The organism is Prevotella rectalis, assembly GCF_900607215.1.
Lineage (GTDB): Bacteria > Bacteroidota > Bacteroidia > Bacteroidales > Bacteroidaceae > Prevotella > Prevotella brunnea.
Map to the genome: position 1 here is coordinate 39807 of NZ_LR027821.1, position 16842 is coordinate 56648.

12 protein-coding genes, 2 rRNA genes and 2 pseudogenes are annotated in these 16842 nt (G+C 42.0%); 9 read left to right on the forward strand and 7 right to left on the reverse strand.

Features of this window, described 5'->3' with window-relative positions:
* Nucleotides 1-29: 29 nt before the first annotated feature.
* Entirely contained in the window at nucleotides 30-971 is a 942-nt protein-coding gene (locus E0E16_RS07305) for an IS30 family transposase (RefSeq protein WP_130828374.1), read from the reverse strand.
* A 166-nt stretch (nucleotides 972-1137) separates the two neighbouring features.
* Here E0E16_RS07305 and E0E16_RS07310 point away from each other — a divergent pair, with 166 nt between their 5' ends.
* From E0E16_RS07310 to E0E16_RS14980, 7 genes and pseudogenes are all read left to right on the forward strand, one after another.
* The gene (locus E0E16_RS07310; RefSeq protein ID WP_130829794.1) at nucleotides 1138-3111 is read left to right on the forward strand and encodes an HsdM family class I SAM-dependent methyltransferase; all 1974 of its coding nucleotides are present in this window, start codon (nucleotides 1138-1140) and stop codon (nucleotides 3109-3111) included.
* Nucleotides 3083-3775, forward strand: a complete 693-nt coding sequence (locus E0E16_RS07315) for a hypothetical protein (protein WP_052041076.1) — start codon at nucleotides 3083-3085, stop codon at nucleotides 3773-3775. Before E0E16_RS07310 ends, E0E16_RS07315 begins: the two co-directional genes overlap by 29 nt.
* 331 nt (nucleotides 3776-4106) lie before the next feature.
* The gene (locus E0E16_RS07320; protein ID WP_036861468.1) at nucleotides 4107-4718 is read left to right on the forward strand and encodes a hypothetical protein; all 612 of its coding nucleotides are present in this window, start codon (nucleotides 4107-4109) and stop codon (nucleotides 4716-4718) included.
* Nucleotides 4711-5588: pseudogene (gene dinD, locus E0E16_RS07325) on the forward strand (DNA damage-inducible protein D). Before E0E16_RS07320 ends, dinD begins: the two are co-directional and overlap by 8 nt.
* 20 nt (nucleotides 5589-5608) lie before the next feature.
* Complete coding sequence (locus tag E0E16_RS07330) at nucleotides 5609-6169, forward strand: GNAT family N-acetyltransferase (protein ID WP_036861470.1); 561 nt, start codon at nucleotides 5609-5611, stop codon at nucleotides 6167-6169.
* Nucleotides 6170-6700, forward strand: coding sequence for an HXXEE domain-containing protein (locus E0E16_RS07335; protein ID WP_036861473.1), 531 nt, complete (start codon nucleotides 6170-6172; stop codon nucleotides 6698-6700).
* A gap of 25 nt (nucleotides 6701-6725) precedes the next feature.
* Nucleotides 6726-6803, forward strand: a pseudogene (locus E0E16_RS14980) (class I SAM-dependent methyltransferase); the annotation flags it as partial.
* Nucleotides 6804-6866: 63 nt separating this feature from the next.
* Here E0E16_RS14980 and E0E16_RS07345 read toward each other — a convergent pair.
* From E0E16_RS07345 to E0E16_RS07360, 4 genes are all read right to left on the reverse strand, one after another.
* Nucleotides 6867-7325, reverse strand: a complete 459-nt coding sequence (locus E0E16_RS07345; RefSeq protein ID WP_036861588.1) for a GNAT family N-acetyltransferase — start codon at nucleotides 7323-7325, stop codon at nucleotides 6867-6869.
* A 220-nt stretch (nucleotides 7326-7545) separates the two neighbouring features.
* Entirely contained in the window at nucleotides 7546-7950 is a 405-nt protein-coding gene (locus tag E0E16_RS07350; RefSeq protein ID WP_036861476.1) for a hypothetical protein, read from the reverse strand.
* Nucleotides 7947-9191 carry a site-specific integrase gene (locus E0E16_RS07355; RefSeq protein ID WP_036861480.1) on the reverse strand — a complete coding sequence of 415 codons (1245 nt, stop codon included), beginning with the start codon at nucleotides 9189-9191 and terminating at the stop codon, nucleotides 7947-7949. The genes E0E16_RS07350 and E0E16_RS07355 overlap by 4 nt, the downstream gene beginning before the upstream one ends.
* 12 nt (nucleotides 9192-9203) lie before the next feature.
* Complete coding sequence (locus tag E0E16_RS07360) at nucleotides 9204-10433, reverse strand: site-specific integrase (RefSeq protein WP_061315253.1); 1230 nt, start codon at nucleotides 10431-10433, stop codon at nucleotides 9204-9206.
* 869 nt (nucleotides 10434-11302) lie between these two features.
* On the opposite strand from E0E16_RS07360, the gene E0E16_RS07365 reads away from it, so the two are divergent.
* Together E0E16_RS07365 and E0E16_RS07370 are read left to right on the forward strand one after the other, a co-directional pair.
* On the forward strand, nucleotides 11303-11605 hold the full coding sequence (locus E0E16_RS07365; protein ID WP_130829796.1) for a cupin domain-containing protein: 303 nt from the start codon (nucleotides 11303-11305) through the stop codon (nucleotides 11603-11605).
* Between the two features lie 4 nt (nucleotides 11606-11609).
* On the forward strand, nucleotides 11610-13163 hold the full coding sequence (locus tag E0E16_RS07370) for a PAS domain-containing protein (protein WP_130829797.1): 1554 nt from the start codon (nucleotides 11610-11612) through the stop codon (nucleotides 13161-13163).
* 410 nt (nucleotides 13164-13573) lie between these two features.
* Here E0E16_RS07370 and rrf read toward each other — a convergent pair.
* Both rrf and E0E16_RS07380 read right to left on the reverse strand, forming a co-directional pair.
* A 5S ribosomal RNA gene (gene rrf / locus E0E16_RS07375) occupies nucleotides 13574-13686 on the reverse strand.
* 97 nt (nucleotides 13687-13783) lie between these two features.
* Nucleotides 13784-16690 (reverse strand): 23S ribosomal RNA (locus E0E16_RS07380).
* Nucleotides 16691-16842 lie beyond the last annotated feature (152 nt).

Sequence of the window (16842 nt, forward strand, 5' to 3'; positions counted from 1 at the left end):
ATTCGCAGAGTCAACCAGCAAGTGCAAAATTATAAAACGTATTTGAAGAATTCACACTTTGGAGTAGAAAAGTTTAATTTTTCTCTCGGTCTTTCGTTCAATTTCTTTTGTATCGACATAATTCTCTTGTCTGTGTAATGTTCAAACGAATCCTTTTTCGGTATATATTGTCTGATTAGTTTATTTGTATTCTCAATAGCTCCCTTTTGCCAAGAACAATATGGATCAGCGAAGTATACGGGCACGCCCAAGAACTTGGTAATATCCTTATGTGCCGCAAATTCAGGTCCGTTGTCTGTTGTAATGGTCTTCAGAATGTCCTTGTATGGTAGCAGCAGTTTTCTAACTACCTTTGCCAGAGGCTTTGCCTGCTTCCCAAATGGCAGTTTCTGCATAAGCAGCATATTGGTGGATTTCTCTACCAGTGTGAGTATGGCATGCTGGTCAGGGTCTACGATCAAGTCCATCTCAAAATCTCCAAATCTCTTCCCGTCAACTTCCTTACTTCTTTCATGGATACTCAACCTGTCTTTAATTGGAAAATGCCTGCCCTTGGGACGATGCCTGTATTTCATCTTATGCCTTGTGTGTTTGGCAAGTTCCCCTGTTGTATCATTATGAATGATATTATAAATGGATTGGTGGGACACCTTTATTCCCTCATTCTTGCGCAGATAACCTGATATTTGTCGTGGAGACCACTGGTCATTGGTGATATATTCCTTAATTCTCCAGACTAATTCGTTAGAGAGCCTGGCGTTCTTTACCGTTCTCTTTCTGCGCTGCATAGCCATATCGTGCGCCTTTGTCCAGATATACTTTTCTGATGGCGTGCTGTTGCGTTTGATTTCACGTGATAGTGTTGACTGACTGATGCCGACGATTGTGGCAATCTCTTTTCTCCCTGTTTTCTTTTGGAGTAAGGCGAAAATTTGCGACCTTTGCTCCGAGGTTAATTGATGATATTTCACAATACAAAGTTAATTAATCTTGGGGAGACAGAGGTCTCCCTTTTTTATTTGTATTGCTGGTTGTTTTTTTTCCTCGCCGAGAGATGCAGACAACCTCTCGCTACGCTTCGAGAACGTCTGCATCTCTCGGCGAGGGCTACTCTTTTATTGCACTTCGTTTTGGAACTTGCATGAGGAACTTCTGACAGACAGCAAAGATATTGTCTATACACCTGAGATGGTTGTCAGTACACTTATAGATGAGAGTATGCCACTGAAAGAACCACGGGAAAATTTCAGACTGATAGATGTAAGTTGTGGTTCCGGCATCTTTCTTGTAAAGGCATATAAACGCATCATACAATGGTGGAGATATGCGGAGTGGCTGAAAACAGGCAATTTGTCCAAGCCATCATTGGATGTGCTGAAACGATTGTTGAAAAACAGTATATATGGCATTGACATAGAGGATGATGCGGTACGGTTGGCAGTGTTCAGTTTAGCTTTGGCTATGTTGGATGAAGTAGATCTAAACCCACCCACATGGCAGAAACTGAAATTTCCAGACTTCAGCAAGAATATTAAGAAAGCAGACTTCTTCAAATACATATCCGCTAATATTGATGACACATATGATTTAGTGATAGGAAATCCTCCATTCAATCTTCATTCGGTATTGGGAAGGGAACCGAAAAGGAAAAAGTTCTTTAAAACACTTCGAGAGAATATTGGGTACAGGTGTGAATTTGACATACCTGATGAAAATCCTGCCTTGCACTTTCTGGTACAGTCCATGAATTTATTAAGGTCAGACGGTCAACTGTGTATGATACAACCAGCAGCTCCAATATTGTATAATAACAATATGAGTTTCAAGCAAGCTTTGTTCTCAAAGTATAACTTACAACAGGTAATCGATTTTACTTTACTGCCAGACATTTGGGCTGGTGCGCGAGTAGCTACAATAGCCTTGTTTATTAAAAAGTCTTTGCCTGACAGCAATTCGGTATTGCATTTGGTTGCCAATCGTACATTTTCCAATAAAAATCGAATCTTTTTAGAATTCGACCACTATGACTTTCATTTTATTAGTAAGGATGATATTATCAATAATCCATTTATCTGGAAAGCGGATTTATTAGGTGGGGGGCGGATTATCGATTTGATTGAGAGGTTCAGGAAAATGAGGACTCTGGGAGCATTTCTTGCAGAAAAAGAGAAACATTGCGGTTGGAAATACAATGAAGGATATACTGTTGGAAATAAAAAATATCCTGCCCCTTTTATTCATGGACAGAAAGCAATAGATCCACGCACTTTTGGCAAGGGTAGGAATGGGGATTTTAAGACTTTTTATGAGAGCAATACTCATTTTGAGGCTCCTCGTCTTCAAAAGAAAGAAATCTATTTGGCACCTCATATTATCATTAAGGAGAATATTGGCAAAACAAATATACCAATAGTCTTTTTGGATGAAGATATGTGCTTTAGCCATGAAATGGTAGGAATATATGCACCAAATTCTGAAATTAATGAACTGAAAAAAGTGTATGACATTTTCCAAGAGTTCAATGTGCTTTATCGTTTCTATATTTTGGTAACAAGTAGCAGGCTAATCGTTGGAAGAGCAACTTCTATCTTAAAGAGAGACATGGACAGATTGCCTTTTCCCACTAATCTATCAGATTTAAAAGTGCAGGATTTAGAAAATCAGATTATTAAAGAAGCAGTGGACAATTATGCCAGTAAAGGAATGAAAGATGAAACTGCAAGCCAATCGCAGATACTACATTTTTCAGATATATTCTGTAAAACATTAAATAACATATACGAAGAAAATAACAAGTCTTTTAAATTATTCAAAATTATAGATACAAGTAAATACTATGCATTACATTTTGAATATACAGCAGATATAATAGAATCATCTTTCACGAAATTGGAAGAACTTAATTCTTATGTAAAAGATGTCATTCCTACTCAAAAGGGGGCTTTAGCTGGATTTCATATTCAGCGTGTGTTAAAACTTTATGGTCAAAACAGCATTATTCTTGTGAAGCCTAAGAATGTACGATACTGGTCAACAAATATTGCTTTACGGGATTCCGACGAATGTTACTCTGACTATGTAAATGCAAGATACGGGAATGCTGCGAGATAATAGTTTTATCAATTCAATGCCATCTATTCATTCCTTGGATAGTTCGCAAGACATCGAAGCCAGAAAGGTACTTGATTTTATCGATTCAAAGATAGAGGGGTTCCCCTCTTTTCTTTTGAAGACAATAGATTCAAATACAGAGAACCGAATCACTGATTCACTAATAAATTATCTTGAATTTCATAAAAGTGTAGATATGCCTTTTCGATTCGGAAAAAATCCAACACAGCCAGGCTCTACACGAGAAACAGATATAGGTGTTTTCCCAAGACCAAAGATATTGACGTCATCTCCCATAACTATTCTTGAGTTTGAGGCTAAACGCCTATCTACTACATCAAATTATAAAGAATACGTCTATGGTGCACGTGGTGGTATGGAGCGATTTAAGAAAAGACTACATGGAAGTCATCTTAATATTTGCGGGATGTTTGGGTATGTCCAATCACATTCTTCGGAACATTGGATAAAGAAAATAAATGAGTTAATAGAAAAATTAGGCCGTGAAAAAGCAGATCACATTATTGACTGGACATCCCAAGAGGAAAAATTACAAATTGTGTCCAAAAGCAATTCTGTGGTTATTAAGCAAAAATCAATAAATGATAGGAAAGGTCATACCAAAATAGTTTTATGCCACTATTTTCTCGATCTTAAATGCTAAAAAAAGGAAATCATATCGCAAACCAGCAAATAAAGTATAAAATTCAAGCGAAGAAATATCTCGATGGAAAGCGCGTTTCCGGCATACGAAAAGGATATTTTCCATGTGTCGGAGACACCGTTCTCAAGGCCAAAAATACACCTCTGTAACTCATTGGTAATCAGCACCTTACAGAGTAGTAAAATTATCCTATAAGACTTTTTGAAAAGTCCTATAAGACAATTTCCAGAGGGTGCACAGCAAGATGGATTTAACTATACTTTTAAGGCAGTAGAAATTAGTGTAAATAAGTTAGTAAATAGAGATTAACATTGAACTATAAGGATAGAAAATGGACTGGATAAAAATTAAAAATATACGCTGGGAAAAAGTACAAAATATACTCTTTGTAATAGCTATTCTTTCATTATTAGGAATAGGAATAGAGATTCTCTTAACAGAAAAAGTAGGAATAGGACAAGTAGGGGCAACTTTAATAATAGGAATACTTACAGTTTTTGTTAGTGCAATGAATATCTCCGCAACTATAAAACAGTCAAGTAAAAATACTTTTATCAATACCATAACGATTGCTAGAAAGGAATATATGGCAGAACTTCGTAAAGCTGTTGAAGAGTTTTGTGTAACTGCTGAAAGAAATGACAATGAAAAACTGAAAGAATTGTCGTATAAATTAAAATTGTTGATGAATCCTGCTGATAAGGATAATAAGCATTGGGATAGGAAAGCTATTGAAATGATTGATAAAATAGTCCAAGTAGAGAATAAAACAGAAGATATTGATAGGTTCATAACACTAATGCAATCATGGCTGGCTATTGAATGGTATGGAATGAGAGAAGAAGCTAAAAAAGGAATAATGAGCAAAGAAGATAAAAAAACTTTGCTGGATACTGAATATAGTAAATATACAAAATGGATTGAGGAAAAAGACAATGGATAAGAATAGCATATTACAATATAAATCATCGTTCGATACTATTGTCAGATACATTGAGAGCGGCGATAGCGAAGAACAGGTAGAAGTTTGGTTTGCACGCGAATTGCAAACGATATTGGGCTATGCGCGCTGGGAGAACTTTCTCGTTGCCATACGACGGGCAGTAGATTCGTGTAAAGCGCAAGGTATCAACGTTGATGACCATTTTCGTGAGGTCACGAAAATGGTCGAATTAGGTAGTGGAGCCAAGTGAGAAGTATCCGACTTTATGCTTACCCGCTATGCCTGCTACCTCATCGCTCAAAACGGCGACCCAAAGAAAGAAGAAATCGCCTTCGCCCAAAGCTACTTTGCCGTACAAACACGAAAAGCAGAATTAATAGAAGAACGACTAAACCTGCTGTCTCGCTTAAAACTCGCGATAAATTAAGAATGGCAGAAAATCAATTGTTACAGAACATATACCAGCGAGGCGTTGACGGCAAAGGCTTCGGGCGCATACGCTCCAAAGGCGACACGGCACTTTTCGGAGGACACACCACCGAAGATATGAAGAACCGACTGGGCGTGGAAGCCAACAGGCCGTTGGCAGACTTTCTGCCCACACTTACCGTAGCCGCCAAGAACCTTGCTACGGAAATGACCAATTACAACGTAGAAAATAAAGACCTGCAAGGAGAACAGCCCATTACTAAGGAACACATACAGAACAACCAAAGTGTGCGCGATATGTTGGGGCAGCGCGGCATCAAACCTGAAGAACTTCCACCCGCAGAAGATATTAAGAAATTGGAACGCAACGTTACGCGAGACGAGAGAAAGATAGAGCAAACTTCGCAAAAACTACCGAAGAATAAAAAGTTAAGTAGATGAGTACAAACAGAAGGTAAAATATGGAACTACAAGCAGAACTCCTCCTGCTGCGCCCCTGGCACGAAGATGATGCCGAGGAGCTTTATCGCTATGCCCACAACTCCAATGTTGGTCCGATTGTAGGATGGCCTCTCCACACGAGTGTTGAAAATAGTAGAGAAATAATCAAGACCGTCCTTTCGGGCGAAGAAACATATGCAGTTGTATTGAAAGAAACCAGTGAACCCATTGGCAGCATTGGAATAATGACCGCAAGAAGCGAAATTCACACTGTGAAGATTTCAGACACTGAATGCGAGATTGGTTATTGGATTGGTGAACCCTACTGGGGACAAGGATTGATTCCCGAAGCCATACGCGAAATACTTCGTCACGCCTTCGAGGATTTGCATCTTTCTTCCGTTTGGTGCGGTTATTACAACGGCAATGAAAAATCGCGTCGTGCACAAGAGAAATACGGGTTCATATACCATCACACCGAACATAATAAACCCGTACCATTGATGAACGACACTCGCACCGAACATTTTACCAAAATCACTTTAGAGGATTGGAAAAACAACATCGGTAACTTGAAATAAATGACAAGAATAAACTTGATAATGATGCTTCTCCTTGTCGTATTCATGGTTCACGAATACGAGGAAATTATTATGTTTGGACGTTGGATTGACAGAAACAGGGAAGAATTGAGAAAACGATTCCCTAAAATCGAATCGTTCTTTACCCGACGAGGAGTTTTCGATTATTCCATTTCCACCATTGTTATTGGTACTGCTCACGAGTTCATACTTATTTCTGTCGTTTCGTTTTGTTCCGTTTGGACAGGAGAATATCAATGGTGGTTTGCTGCATTGGCAGGGTATTCCGTTCATCTATTAATACATATCGTGCAATGGATTGTGTATCGGAAATATGTGCCGGTTATCATTACCAGCCTCCTAACATTACCTTATTGCATCTATGCTTTTGCTGAATTTTCAAAAAACACAGTTCTATCTTCCTTCCAAATGGTTTTATGGACAGTTATTGGCATTGTTCTAACCGTGCTAAGTTTGTTTTCTGCATTCTTTTGTATGGGCAAATTTCAACGATGGGAAAAGGAAAAATAAATAGTAAATTAACAAGAAACAAACGATGGAAGATTATTATAAGACAAATAAGGAAGCATGGAATGCAAGAACCAGGATACACCTGTGTTCCTCGTTTTACAATTAGGATAAAATCAAGAAAGGGAAGTAAAACTACTCTGTCGCATTGAGTTAGATAAACTCGGAATTACCTGTATCTCTTCATAATGTATTTCAGCCTTGGAGTCTCAATTACTTCATTGATTTCAAACCCAAGTTTCTCATAAATCCTCTTTGCTTTTTGGTTGAAATCAAAGACCGTTAGGGAAATACTTTTAATATTATCATCCTCAAGAATGAAATCTACAAATCTTTTTAGGGCCTCAGTCCCAAAGCCCAATCCTGTTTTTCGGGGATCTATTACAAATCTACCTATGTGTATGTTATCCTTGCCAATTCGTACTTCTTGTATCATTCCGATAAATTCCCCTTGGTTGAATATCGAAAACGCATTTCCCAAGTCCTTTATTTTATCATAGTCCAGCGGGTAAGAAATTTTGGGACCCATCCATTGCTCCTGAAACTCTTTTCCTTGTTCATTGGACCATTCACATAAAAGCAAGGCATTGTCTTTATTTATTCCCTTTTCAATTCTAATATCCCTCATCTCGTTAAAAGTTTCGGTTATATTGCAAAGATATACAAATAGTTTGAAATATAAAACAAGCATCGCCTTGCTTTTCGATGCAAAAGTTGCAAACTGTAGTTTGTTGTAGTAATAGCGATTTCTCCTTTCTGACTACACAATGCCAATCCTTTTTCTTTCACCGTATTATCCCTCCTTGTAGTAATGTAGTAAGATAATATCGGTGAAAGAAAAAAGTGTATCAATTGATACTGCCACTTCCGTATAGGAATATCTGTTCTACCATAGGTGTGGGGTGTTGTAACTCTTGCCAGATATGTTTCCTGAACAAGTGGGCTTCCATGCTGTCCAATTGATAAGACAAAGCGATGATGATAGTGAGTGGATAAAGCAAGGCATGACCTCGCAGCCGTCCGTTCACGTAGACTTCCTGCTCCCCTGTATCCCTTTCGTCGGGTTGCAGGGGAGAGACTTTTAGTAGAAGTTGCAATCGATAATTGAGCTTTCGCCACGTTACACCGAAGAAACCAACGAGCTCGCTCTCTGTCATGGCTATCTCGCCTTTGCCTTTGCGAGTGATTTGCATATTGTCGCTCCACTCGAAATAGCTGCGCTCTCTTTTTGTTTGATGGTGATTGACATTCATACGGCTTTCTCCTTTGTGTCCTCTTTTTGATGTTTCCTTATCAGTCTGTCCATATCCTCCGAAATCTTATTGTCTGTCACCTGTGCGTAGATTTGAGTACTGGATATAGAGGCGTGCCCCATCATCTTGGCAATGCTTTCGATGGGTATTCCTGCACTTAAACTCATCGTGCCGAACGTGTGCCTCGCCATGTGGTAGGACAACCGTTCTCTGATACCGCAAGCCTTACCCACGATACTTAGCTTTGCACTCATCACGCTACGGCTACAATTACAGTGAAAGACAAAGTCGTCACCTTTTTCTTTCACCGTCTGCATTTCTTTCATGCTGGGTTGTTCTTCCTTACATTGATTGATGACGGCCTCCGCTATCGGGTGCAGGGGCACAATAAACTCCACCTTTGTCTTCTGCCTTTCTTTACGGATATATTTCTGTCCGTCGGCTGCCGTTTGAATGTGTCCCAATTGCAAATGTTCCATATCAGCAATAGCCAAGCCCGTAAAGCATGAGAAGATAAACATCCGTCTTGCTTGTTCTGCTTCCTTATCAAGTACTCTCAGTGCCATAAGTTTAGATACTTCGCTCTTTTGCAAAAAGCCTATCTTCTGTTCCGCTTTCTCATACTTGGCATTCTCAAAAGGATTACAGCGAATGAGCCTTTGACTGACCGCACGATACATCAGCCTACTCAGCCAACAAAGATAGCGATTCATGGTTGCTGTTGCCAAGCCTCGTTTTTTCAGATAGAAACGGTATTCTTCAAACAAGTCTTCCGTTATAGTGGCTATGACTATATCCGTCATTCCCTTATCCTTTACAAACTCCGTAAGTAACTTATCTGAATAGAGAAGATTCTGATAGGTTCCCTCAGCTCTCGATTTGCCCACGCACTCTTTAACGGATTGCAGTTCTGCCTTGCTCATGGCAAGGAGTGTTGTCGGCATGGTGGCTATCCCCTGCAAACGGTTCTTGAGCAGTTCCACGCTTACCACTCCGTCCTTTATCAATATCTCCTGATAGGTCTTTTCTACAAGTTCTTTGAACTCGCCGATTCTTTGATTGGTTTTCTTGTCGGTTGTCAGTCCTTTCCTGCTGTTCCACTCGGAGGATTTGCATTCCTCGCCTGTGGTAATGGCGGTACTCTTTCCGTCTATGGTGATACGGCAGTGAATAGCAGTCTTGCCGTCTGCTTTTATTTTCTTTTTGTTGATGTAAAACAATATCTTGAATGTACTTCTCATAAAAAATCTTGGTTAAATGGTTAAACGCAAATCTTCAGTAAAAGAAAGGAAACGGTTAAACTCCTCAAAGAGTTTCTGCGGTGTAACCTTCGCATAACGTTCGGTCATACTTACGTTCGTATGTCCGAGCATCTTGCTCACCGTTTCAATAGGAACGCCCTGCTCCAAGGTGATAAGTGTGGCAAAGGTATGCCTTGCAGTGTGCGTAGTAAAGGGAAAAGAAATGCCTGCCCGTAATCGCAAGGCTTTGAGACAGGACTGATAAGTGGGATATTTTATGAAAGGCAGTAGTGCTTCCCTTTCATCGCTGTACATTTTCTCAATTAACCGAACAGTTTCCGGCAATAACTTGATACGACAAAGTACGCCTGTCTTTTGTCTGCTGAACTTCAACCACAAACTGCCTGCATCATCACGGACAAGATGCTTCTTGCTTAGTTCCATCAAATCACAATAGGCTGCACCGGTATAACAGGCGAAGAGAAACACATCACGAGCGGTTTCCATTTCCTCTTCCAACTCATCAAAGCAGATTGCCTTCAACTTGTCCAATGCTTCTTGGTCAAGAGCTTTAGGTGCTTTCTTGTCTCCTCGTTCTATATGGACTTTATCAAACAGAAGCGTATCAGCCAGTCCCTCACGATAAGCCAGCCTACAGACGGTCTTCAAATCTGCTGCAACTCTGAAAAATGTGCTTTGCTGATGACCGAGTTCGCCAAGACAGAATGTCTGCAATTCGTAGATAAAGCTTTCTGTGAGCTGCGAAAAAGCCAAGTCCGAAACATGGTATTTCTTCTGAATGAACTCCTGTAATCGTTTCCGAGTGGAATGATAGGCGGACATAGACTCTTCCTTGATGTCTATACCGATATGGCTTTCTTTCTCCTTGATGAGCATATCCAACCTTTCGATGAGCATACATCTTGCCTGTACACAGCCTTGAAACTGTTCCTTTACATCGGTTGCATCAAATGGCTGTCCTTTGGCAATTAGCGACTGATAGGTAGATTGAATGGAAAGTAACAGGTTCTCCAACCTTCCGTTAATCTCCACCGCCTCACGGCTCTTGCCGTCCATCCTGCTCTCACGTGAATTCCACAAGTCGGGGTTGCAGGAAAGTTTACAACTGAACTGCGCAATACTCCTTCCAAGTGTTATCCGCCCCATAATCGGGGCTTTACCTGATTTGCCTATACCGCTCTTTTTAAGGTAGAGCAACACCTTCATTTTCTCTGTTTTCATACGCTTTAATATTTGTGGGCAAAATTACCCGAATTAAAGCGTTCCTCACTTACGCAGAAAACTGCCGACCAAAGCAACAGCCACACGAGCGAAAATAATTCAGTTACCGAATGCTGTACCATCATTACCTACATCAAAATAAGGTAACACTCTGGTAACTGAACTTCTGCCTAAATCTGCATCCTTCTACCCTTTACAAATAGAGCAGTATTATGCTGATTTATGTATTTCCTCCTCATTATCAGTTAGTTTACATCAGCTTCGATATTTCTTCATTTTCAGTGATTAGTTACTCTCCAAAAGCTTACCTATTGCACCGCAAAAGGTCATGAATTGCAGGGCAAAAGCTAAGCTTTTAAATACAGATGAATATCCCGCTGATTATCAGCAGATTACAAAGAGCATCTTGCAGCACGGTTTTTGTAAAATAATTTCATGGTACGAGTCAGGTCGAATGTTCGCCATCTGTGTAGGGTTTGAGGAACAGGGGGGAGCGATTTGTCCCTCTATCGAAAAAGAAGCTTTTCCTCCTCACTTACTTTCCTGTGTGCGGTTCGTATATTCGACTGCCAACTCCTTCAATGGGAGCTGGGAATGGCTGCGTCCAAGTCCACTTTTTACAAATCGATCACGATAAGTTTTCAAAAAAATAGAATTTCGTAAAGGCCCAAGCTGGTGGTTATATCAGAATTTTTGTCACTTATACCAATAATGCAAAACAAAAAAAGTTGGAATTCAGAATATCAAGTGAGGAATTTTTCTTAAATTTGCAAACGTACTTGCATTTTGAAGTTGAATCTACCATATAAAAGTATAATATCAAAACGAACGTTATTCAATTATTAATCATAACTAAATAAAGAAGAATTATGAAACAAGTAATTAACCCCATTGGGCAGGAAATCAATACTTTAGGTAAGGTAATTAACAACAAGGAACTCATGCTTGTACACTTGCATCTGAAAAACGGAGAACAAATACCTTCACACGACCATACAGGACGGGAAGTATTCTTCACCATAGTGAAAGGAACTGTAGAGGTTACTCTTAACGATACCGAGGTACATCGTATCAGCACAGGCACCGTTCTACATTTCCCCGGCGAAGCTCATGTAAGCGTAAAAGCCATAGAAGAGAGTGATTTTTTCGTTTACCTCATCAATAGACAATAATGCTATGGATATGAAAAAATATTTGCCGAGTGTTGACCTTGAGAAACTCAGCAAAATACTCGAAATCAAAGAAGCATACCAACGAGGAGATATTTCATTAGAGGAGGGCAGAGCCCGAATAAGAAAGCAAGTTGGGAAAATCCGTCCTTATGAAATAGCATTGGCAGAACAGGAACTCAAAACCATTGAAGAGGATGAGTGCCAAAAGGAGGATATTCAAAAGATGATTGAGCTGTTTGATGAAGTGATGGACACCAGTCGACCAAATCTTCCTCTTGATCACCCTATCATGTGTTACTACAGAGAGAACGATGAAATGCGTCGCCTTATGCTCTCCATAGAAGATCTTGTACAATATCCGATTATCAAGAATCAGTGGATTGAATTGTACGACAAAATAGCGGCTTTTCGCATTCACCTTTCACGTAAGCAGAACCAGCTCTATTCCATACTCGAACAGAAAGGATTTGATCGCCCCACGACTACGATGTGGCTGCTCGATGACTTTGTGCGAGATGAAATACGTGATGCTAAAAAACTTATTGAAGAAGATAAAGAAGAAGAATTTTTGGCAATGCAGCCTACCATTGTGGCAGATGTGCGGGATCTTTTACAGAAAGAAGAATCTGTACTCTACCCAACTGCCTTGGCAATGATTACTCCCGAAGAATTCGAACAGATGCGTTCGGGAGATTACGAAATTGGCTTTGCATGGATTGATGTAGAAGGATTCCAAAATGCGGATAAAACAGTAACCCAGCCAACAACAGCTCCTGACGGTTTTGTCTCAGAACTATCTGCGCTTCTTGCTAAATATGAGCTTGGAGGAAACGATACAGACCGAGTTTTCGACGTCACGACAGGAAAACTTTCTCTCGAACAAATCAACCTCATATACAAACATCTTCCTGTAGATATATCTTATGTAGATGAAAACGAACTAGTTCGCTTCTATTCAGATACCAACCACCGCATCTTCCCACGCAGCAAGAATGTTATCGGACGTGATGTGAAGAACTGTCATCCGCGCACCAGCGTCCACCTTGTTGAGGAAATTATAGCCAAATTCCGTTCGGGTGAGCAGGATAGTGTAGATTTTTGGATTAACAAACCAGGTGTGTTCATCTATATATATTATGTAGCCGTGCGTGATGCAGAAGGAAGATTCAGAGGTGTACTCGAAATGATGCAAGATTGTAGTCGCATTCGTGAACTTCAAGGTTCACGAACACTGCTGACCTGGTCAAATGATACACAAGTAGTAAAATCGAAGGAGGCGCAAAACTGTACTCCAAATGATACGTCTGTTACAAAAGAAGATTCGACAATAGAACTCTCTGCCGACACTCGCTTACAGGATTTGTTAAAAATTTACCCACAGCTACGGAAAGATTTGCCAAGTATGAACTCTGCTTTCAAAATGCTCAATTCTCCTCTTGCACGCATCATCATTCCTAAAGCAACCATTGCCATGATGAGCGAACGCAGTGGCGTTTCTATTGATGACATACTTTCTATGTTAAAAGAACTCATCGCTAAATATAAGAGGGAGAAATAAATTCCTTATCTCAGAATAACAGAGTCGAGTAGGTTGGGAAACGAAAGTTTTCTAACCTACTTTCGTTTCCTTCCCTCTCACACCACCGTACGTGCCGTTCGGCATACGGCGGTTTAATTCGTTTTCAAAAAGAGTCTAATCTTGTTTGATTAGTTTCATCTTCCGTCTTTCTTCACTTCTGCTTCCAATGGATTCATGCTTAGCTCTATGTGGACGTCGCATGGTAGTGTCCTTCAAGAACCCAACTTACAACCAGCAGATGGTATTGGATTCCAACTTTAATGAAACAAAGGTGCTATCCAATACCATCTGCTGGTTGTAAGTCGAGCTTTTGAGAGATGAGCGGATAATGCTCATGCCAAGCGTACACAAAAAAAGCCTCAAGGATTTCTCCGTGAGGCTTCTCTAAAAAAAGGCAGCTACCTACTCTCCCACATTGCATTGCAGTACCATCGGCGCAACCGGGCTTAACTTCTCTGTTCGGGATGGGAAGAGGTGGAACCCCGGCGCAATAACCACCTGAATATCGTTAAATAAAACACATATCAACAAGCATAAGTAAAGAATTGCTGAAAACAATGAAGAAGTTATTTACAGTACAACTCAAAGTGTGAGCAAAGGAATGAAAGTTTCGGGCAATTAGTAGTGCTCGGCTTTGACATCGCTGTCTTTACACCTACACCCTATCAACGTCATCGTCTGTGACGACCCTTGTGAGGAGTTCTTATCTTGCGGAAGGCTTCGCGCTTAGATGCTTTCAGCGCTTATCCATACCAGACTCAGATACCCGGCGGTGCACCTGGCGGCACAACCGGTAAACCGGAGGTCTGTCCATCACGGTCCTCTCGTACTAGTGACGGAACCACGCAAAACTCCTGCGCCCACGATAGATAGAGACCGAACTGTCTCACGACGTTCTGAACCCAGCTCGCGTGCCACTTTAATGGGCGAACAGCCCAACCCTTGGGACCTTCTCCAGCCCCAGGATGTGACGAGCCGACATCGAGGTGCCAAACCACCCCGTCGATATGAGCTCTTGGGGGGGATCAGCCTGTTATCCCCGGAGTACCTTTTATCCTTTGAGCGATGCAGTTTCCATACACTTGCACCGGATCACTATGCCCCAGTTTCCTGCCTGATCGGCATGTCTGCCTCACAGTCAAGCACCCTTGTGCCATTACACTCTATAGGGTCGGTTACCAATCGACCTGAGGGTACCTTTGGAAGCCTCCGTTACGCTTTTGGAGGCGACCACCCCAGTCAAACTACCCACCAAACAGTGTCCCCGATAAAAACGGGTTAGACCTCGGACAGCCAAAGGGCCGTATTTCAAGGATGACTCCATCATCGCTGGCGCGACAACTTCAAAGCCTCCGGCCTATCCTACACATCGGATGACCAAGGTCAATGCTAAGCTGTAGTAAAGGTTCACGGGGTCTTTTCGTCCCATCGCGGGTAATCGGCATCTTCACCGATACTACAATTTCACTGAGATCATGATTGAGACAGCGTCCAGATCATTACACCATTCGTGCAGGTCGGAACTTACCCGACAAGGAATTTCGCTACCTTAGGACCGTTATAGTTACGGCCGCCGTTTACCGGGGCTTCAATTCAAACCGTCGGATTACTCCTAAGCTCTCCTCTTAACCTTCCGGCACCGGGCAGGTGTCAGGCTGTATACATCATCGTTAGAGTTTGCACAGCCCTGTGTTTTTGGTAAACAGTTGCCTGGACCGATTCTCTGCGCCTCATATTACTATGAGGACCCCTTTTCCCGAAGTTACGGGGTCAATTTGCCTAGTTCCTTAACCATGAATCTCTCAACGCCTTGGTATGTTCTACCCGACCACGTGTGTCCGTTTGCGGTACGGGTTGCGTGAACATGAGCTTAGCGGATTTTCTAGGGAGTATGATTACCTGTGCTGTCGGATTCCTCAGAAGAGAAAACCGTAATATCGACCATCAGCTCTACGGGTGGATTTGCCTGCCCGTATCAACACCTAAAGTCTTATACGTCCATGTCCGTCAGGACGCGACAGTGTCACTGCTCCGTCTCCACATCGCTGAACACGCAAGTCACGGAATATTAACCGTGTCTGCCATCGCCTTCGCCGTTCGGCTGAGACTTAGGACCCGACTGACCCCGGGCTGATTGGCATCGCCCGGGAAACCTCGGTCTTGCGGCGGGGGGGATTCTCACCACCCTAATCGTTACTTATACCTACATTTGCTTTTCCATAAACTCCAGGATCAATCAATATCACCATTCTGCGTAAATGGAATGCTCCCCTACCGATACTTTTTATATACAATGCTATCCCGCGCCTTCGGTATCCGGCTTATACCCGATTATTATCCACGCCCGGACCCTCGACTAGTGAGCTGTTACGCACTCTTTGAATGAATGGCTGCTTCCAAGCCAACATCCTAGCTGTCACGGGGACCAGACTTCGTTAGACTAACTCAGCACGGAATTTCGGGACCTTAGACGGCGGTCAGGATTCTTCTCCTCTCGGGGACGGACCTTAGCACCCGCCCCCTTACTGCACAGCTACTGTCCATGAGCATTCGGAGTTCGTCAGGTCGCGATAGGCGGTGAAGCCCTCTTGACCTATCGGTCGCTCTACCTCTCATGGAAAACACTGCACGCGGCACCTAAATGCCTTTCGGGGAGTACGAGCTATCTCCAAGTTTGATTGGCCTTTCACTCCTACACTCACCTCATCCAGAAGCTTTTCAACGCTTATTGGTGCGGTCCTCCATTCCGTGTTACCGGAACTTCAACCTGGGCAAGTGTAGATCACTTGGTTTCGCGTCTACCCCATCCGACTTAAACGCCCTGTTAAGGCTCGCTTTCACTACGGCTCGGAATATTAAATCCTTAACCTTGCCGGACATGGTAACTCGTAGGTTCATTATGCAAAAGGCACGCCGTCACTGAATTAACAGCTCCGACCGCTTGTAGGCGCATGGTTTCAGGAACTATTTCACTCCCCTCATCGGGGTGCTTTTCACCTTTCCCTCACGGTACTCGTACACTATCGGTCTCACGGGAGTATTTAGCCTTGCCGGATGGTCCCGGCGGATTCGCGCAGAATTTCACGTGTTCCGCGTTACTCAGGATACCGCTACGTCTCGTCATGCTTCGGATACGGGATTATCACCCTCTAAGATGCCTCTTTCCAAAGGCTTCTCCTCACAATCTAAGTACGACAGCGCGGTCCTACTACACCTCTGACGCGTTGCCACGTCAGGGGTTTGGGCTGCTCCCCGGTCGCTCGCCACTACTGGGGGAATCATTTGATTATTTTCTTCTCCTGCAGGTACTAAGATGTTTCAGTTCCCTGCGTTTGCCTTACCAAAAAAATATGGTAATGTCATCCCTTCAGGATGACGGGTTGTCCCATTCGGAAATTTCCGGATCAAAGGTTATTTGCACCTACCCGAAACTTATCGCAGCTTATCACGTCCTTCATCGCCTCCGTGAGCCTAGGCATCCGCCATACGCCCTTTCCTACTTTCTATTCGCCTTTATCGATCTTCTGACAAGAACGAAGCTTGTCATGAAAAAAGATAATGTAGCTCATACTTTCAGCTGTATTGTGAAATCTTCATTTTTAATGACTAATGCCTGAAAAAAATCAAGCAAAAAGTCTGAACTTTCAGTTTTACTTTA

Bases quoted from the DNA above. Each gene is read 5' to 3' on its own strand.
- E0E16_RS07315 (WP_052041076.1), top strand. From the start codon at position 3,083: ATGCAAGATACGGGAATGCTGCGAGATAATAGTTTTATCAATTCAATG.
- E0E16_RS07320 (WP_036861468.1), top strand. From the start codon at position 4,107: ATGGACTGGATAAAAATTAAAAATATACGCTGGGAAAAAGTACAAAAT.
- E0E16_RS07330 (WP_036861470.1), top strand. From the start codon at position 5,609: ATGGAACTACAAGCAGAACTCCTCCTGCTGCGCCCCTGGCACGAAGAT.
- E0E16_RS07335 (WP_036861473.1), top strand. From the start codon at position 6,170: ATGACAAGAATAAACTTGATAATGATGCTTCTCCTTGTCGTATTCATG.
- E0E16_RS07345 (WP_036861588.1), bottom strand. From the start codon at position 7,325: ATGAGGGATATTAGAATTGAAAAGGGAATAAATAAAGACAATGCCTTG.
- E0E16_RS07350 (WP_036861476.1), bottom strand. From the start codon at position 7,950: ATGAATGTCAATCACCATCAAACAAAAAGAGAGCGCAGCTATTTCGAG.
- E0E16_RS07355 (WP_036861480.1), bottom strand. From the start codon at position 9,191: ATGAGAAGTACATTCAAGATATTGTTTTACATCAACAAAAAGAAAATA.
- E0E16_RS07360 (WP_061315253.1), bottom strand. From the start codon at position 10,433: ATGAAAACAGAGAAAATGAAGGTGTTGCTCTACCTTAAAAAGAGCGGT.
- E0E16_RS07365 (WP_130829796.1), top strand. From the start codon at position 11,303: ATGAAACAAGTAATTAACCCCATTGGGCAGGAAATCAATACTTTAGGT.
- E0E16_RS07370 (WP_130829797.1), top strand. From the start codon at position 11,610: ATGGATATGAAAAAATATTTGCCGAGTGTTGACCTTGAGAAACTCAGC.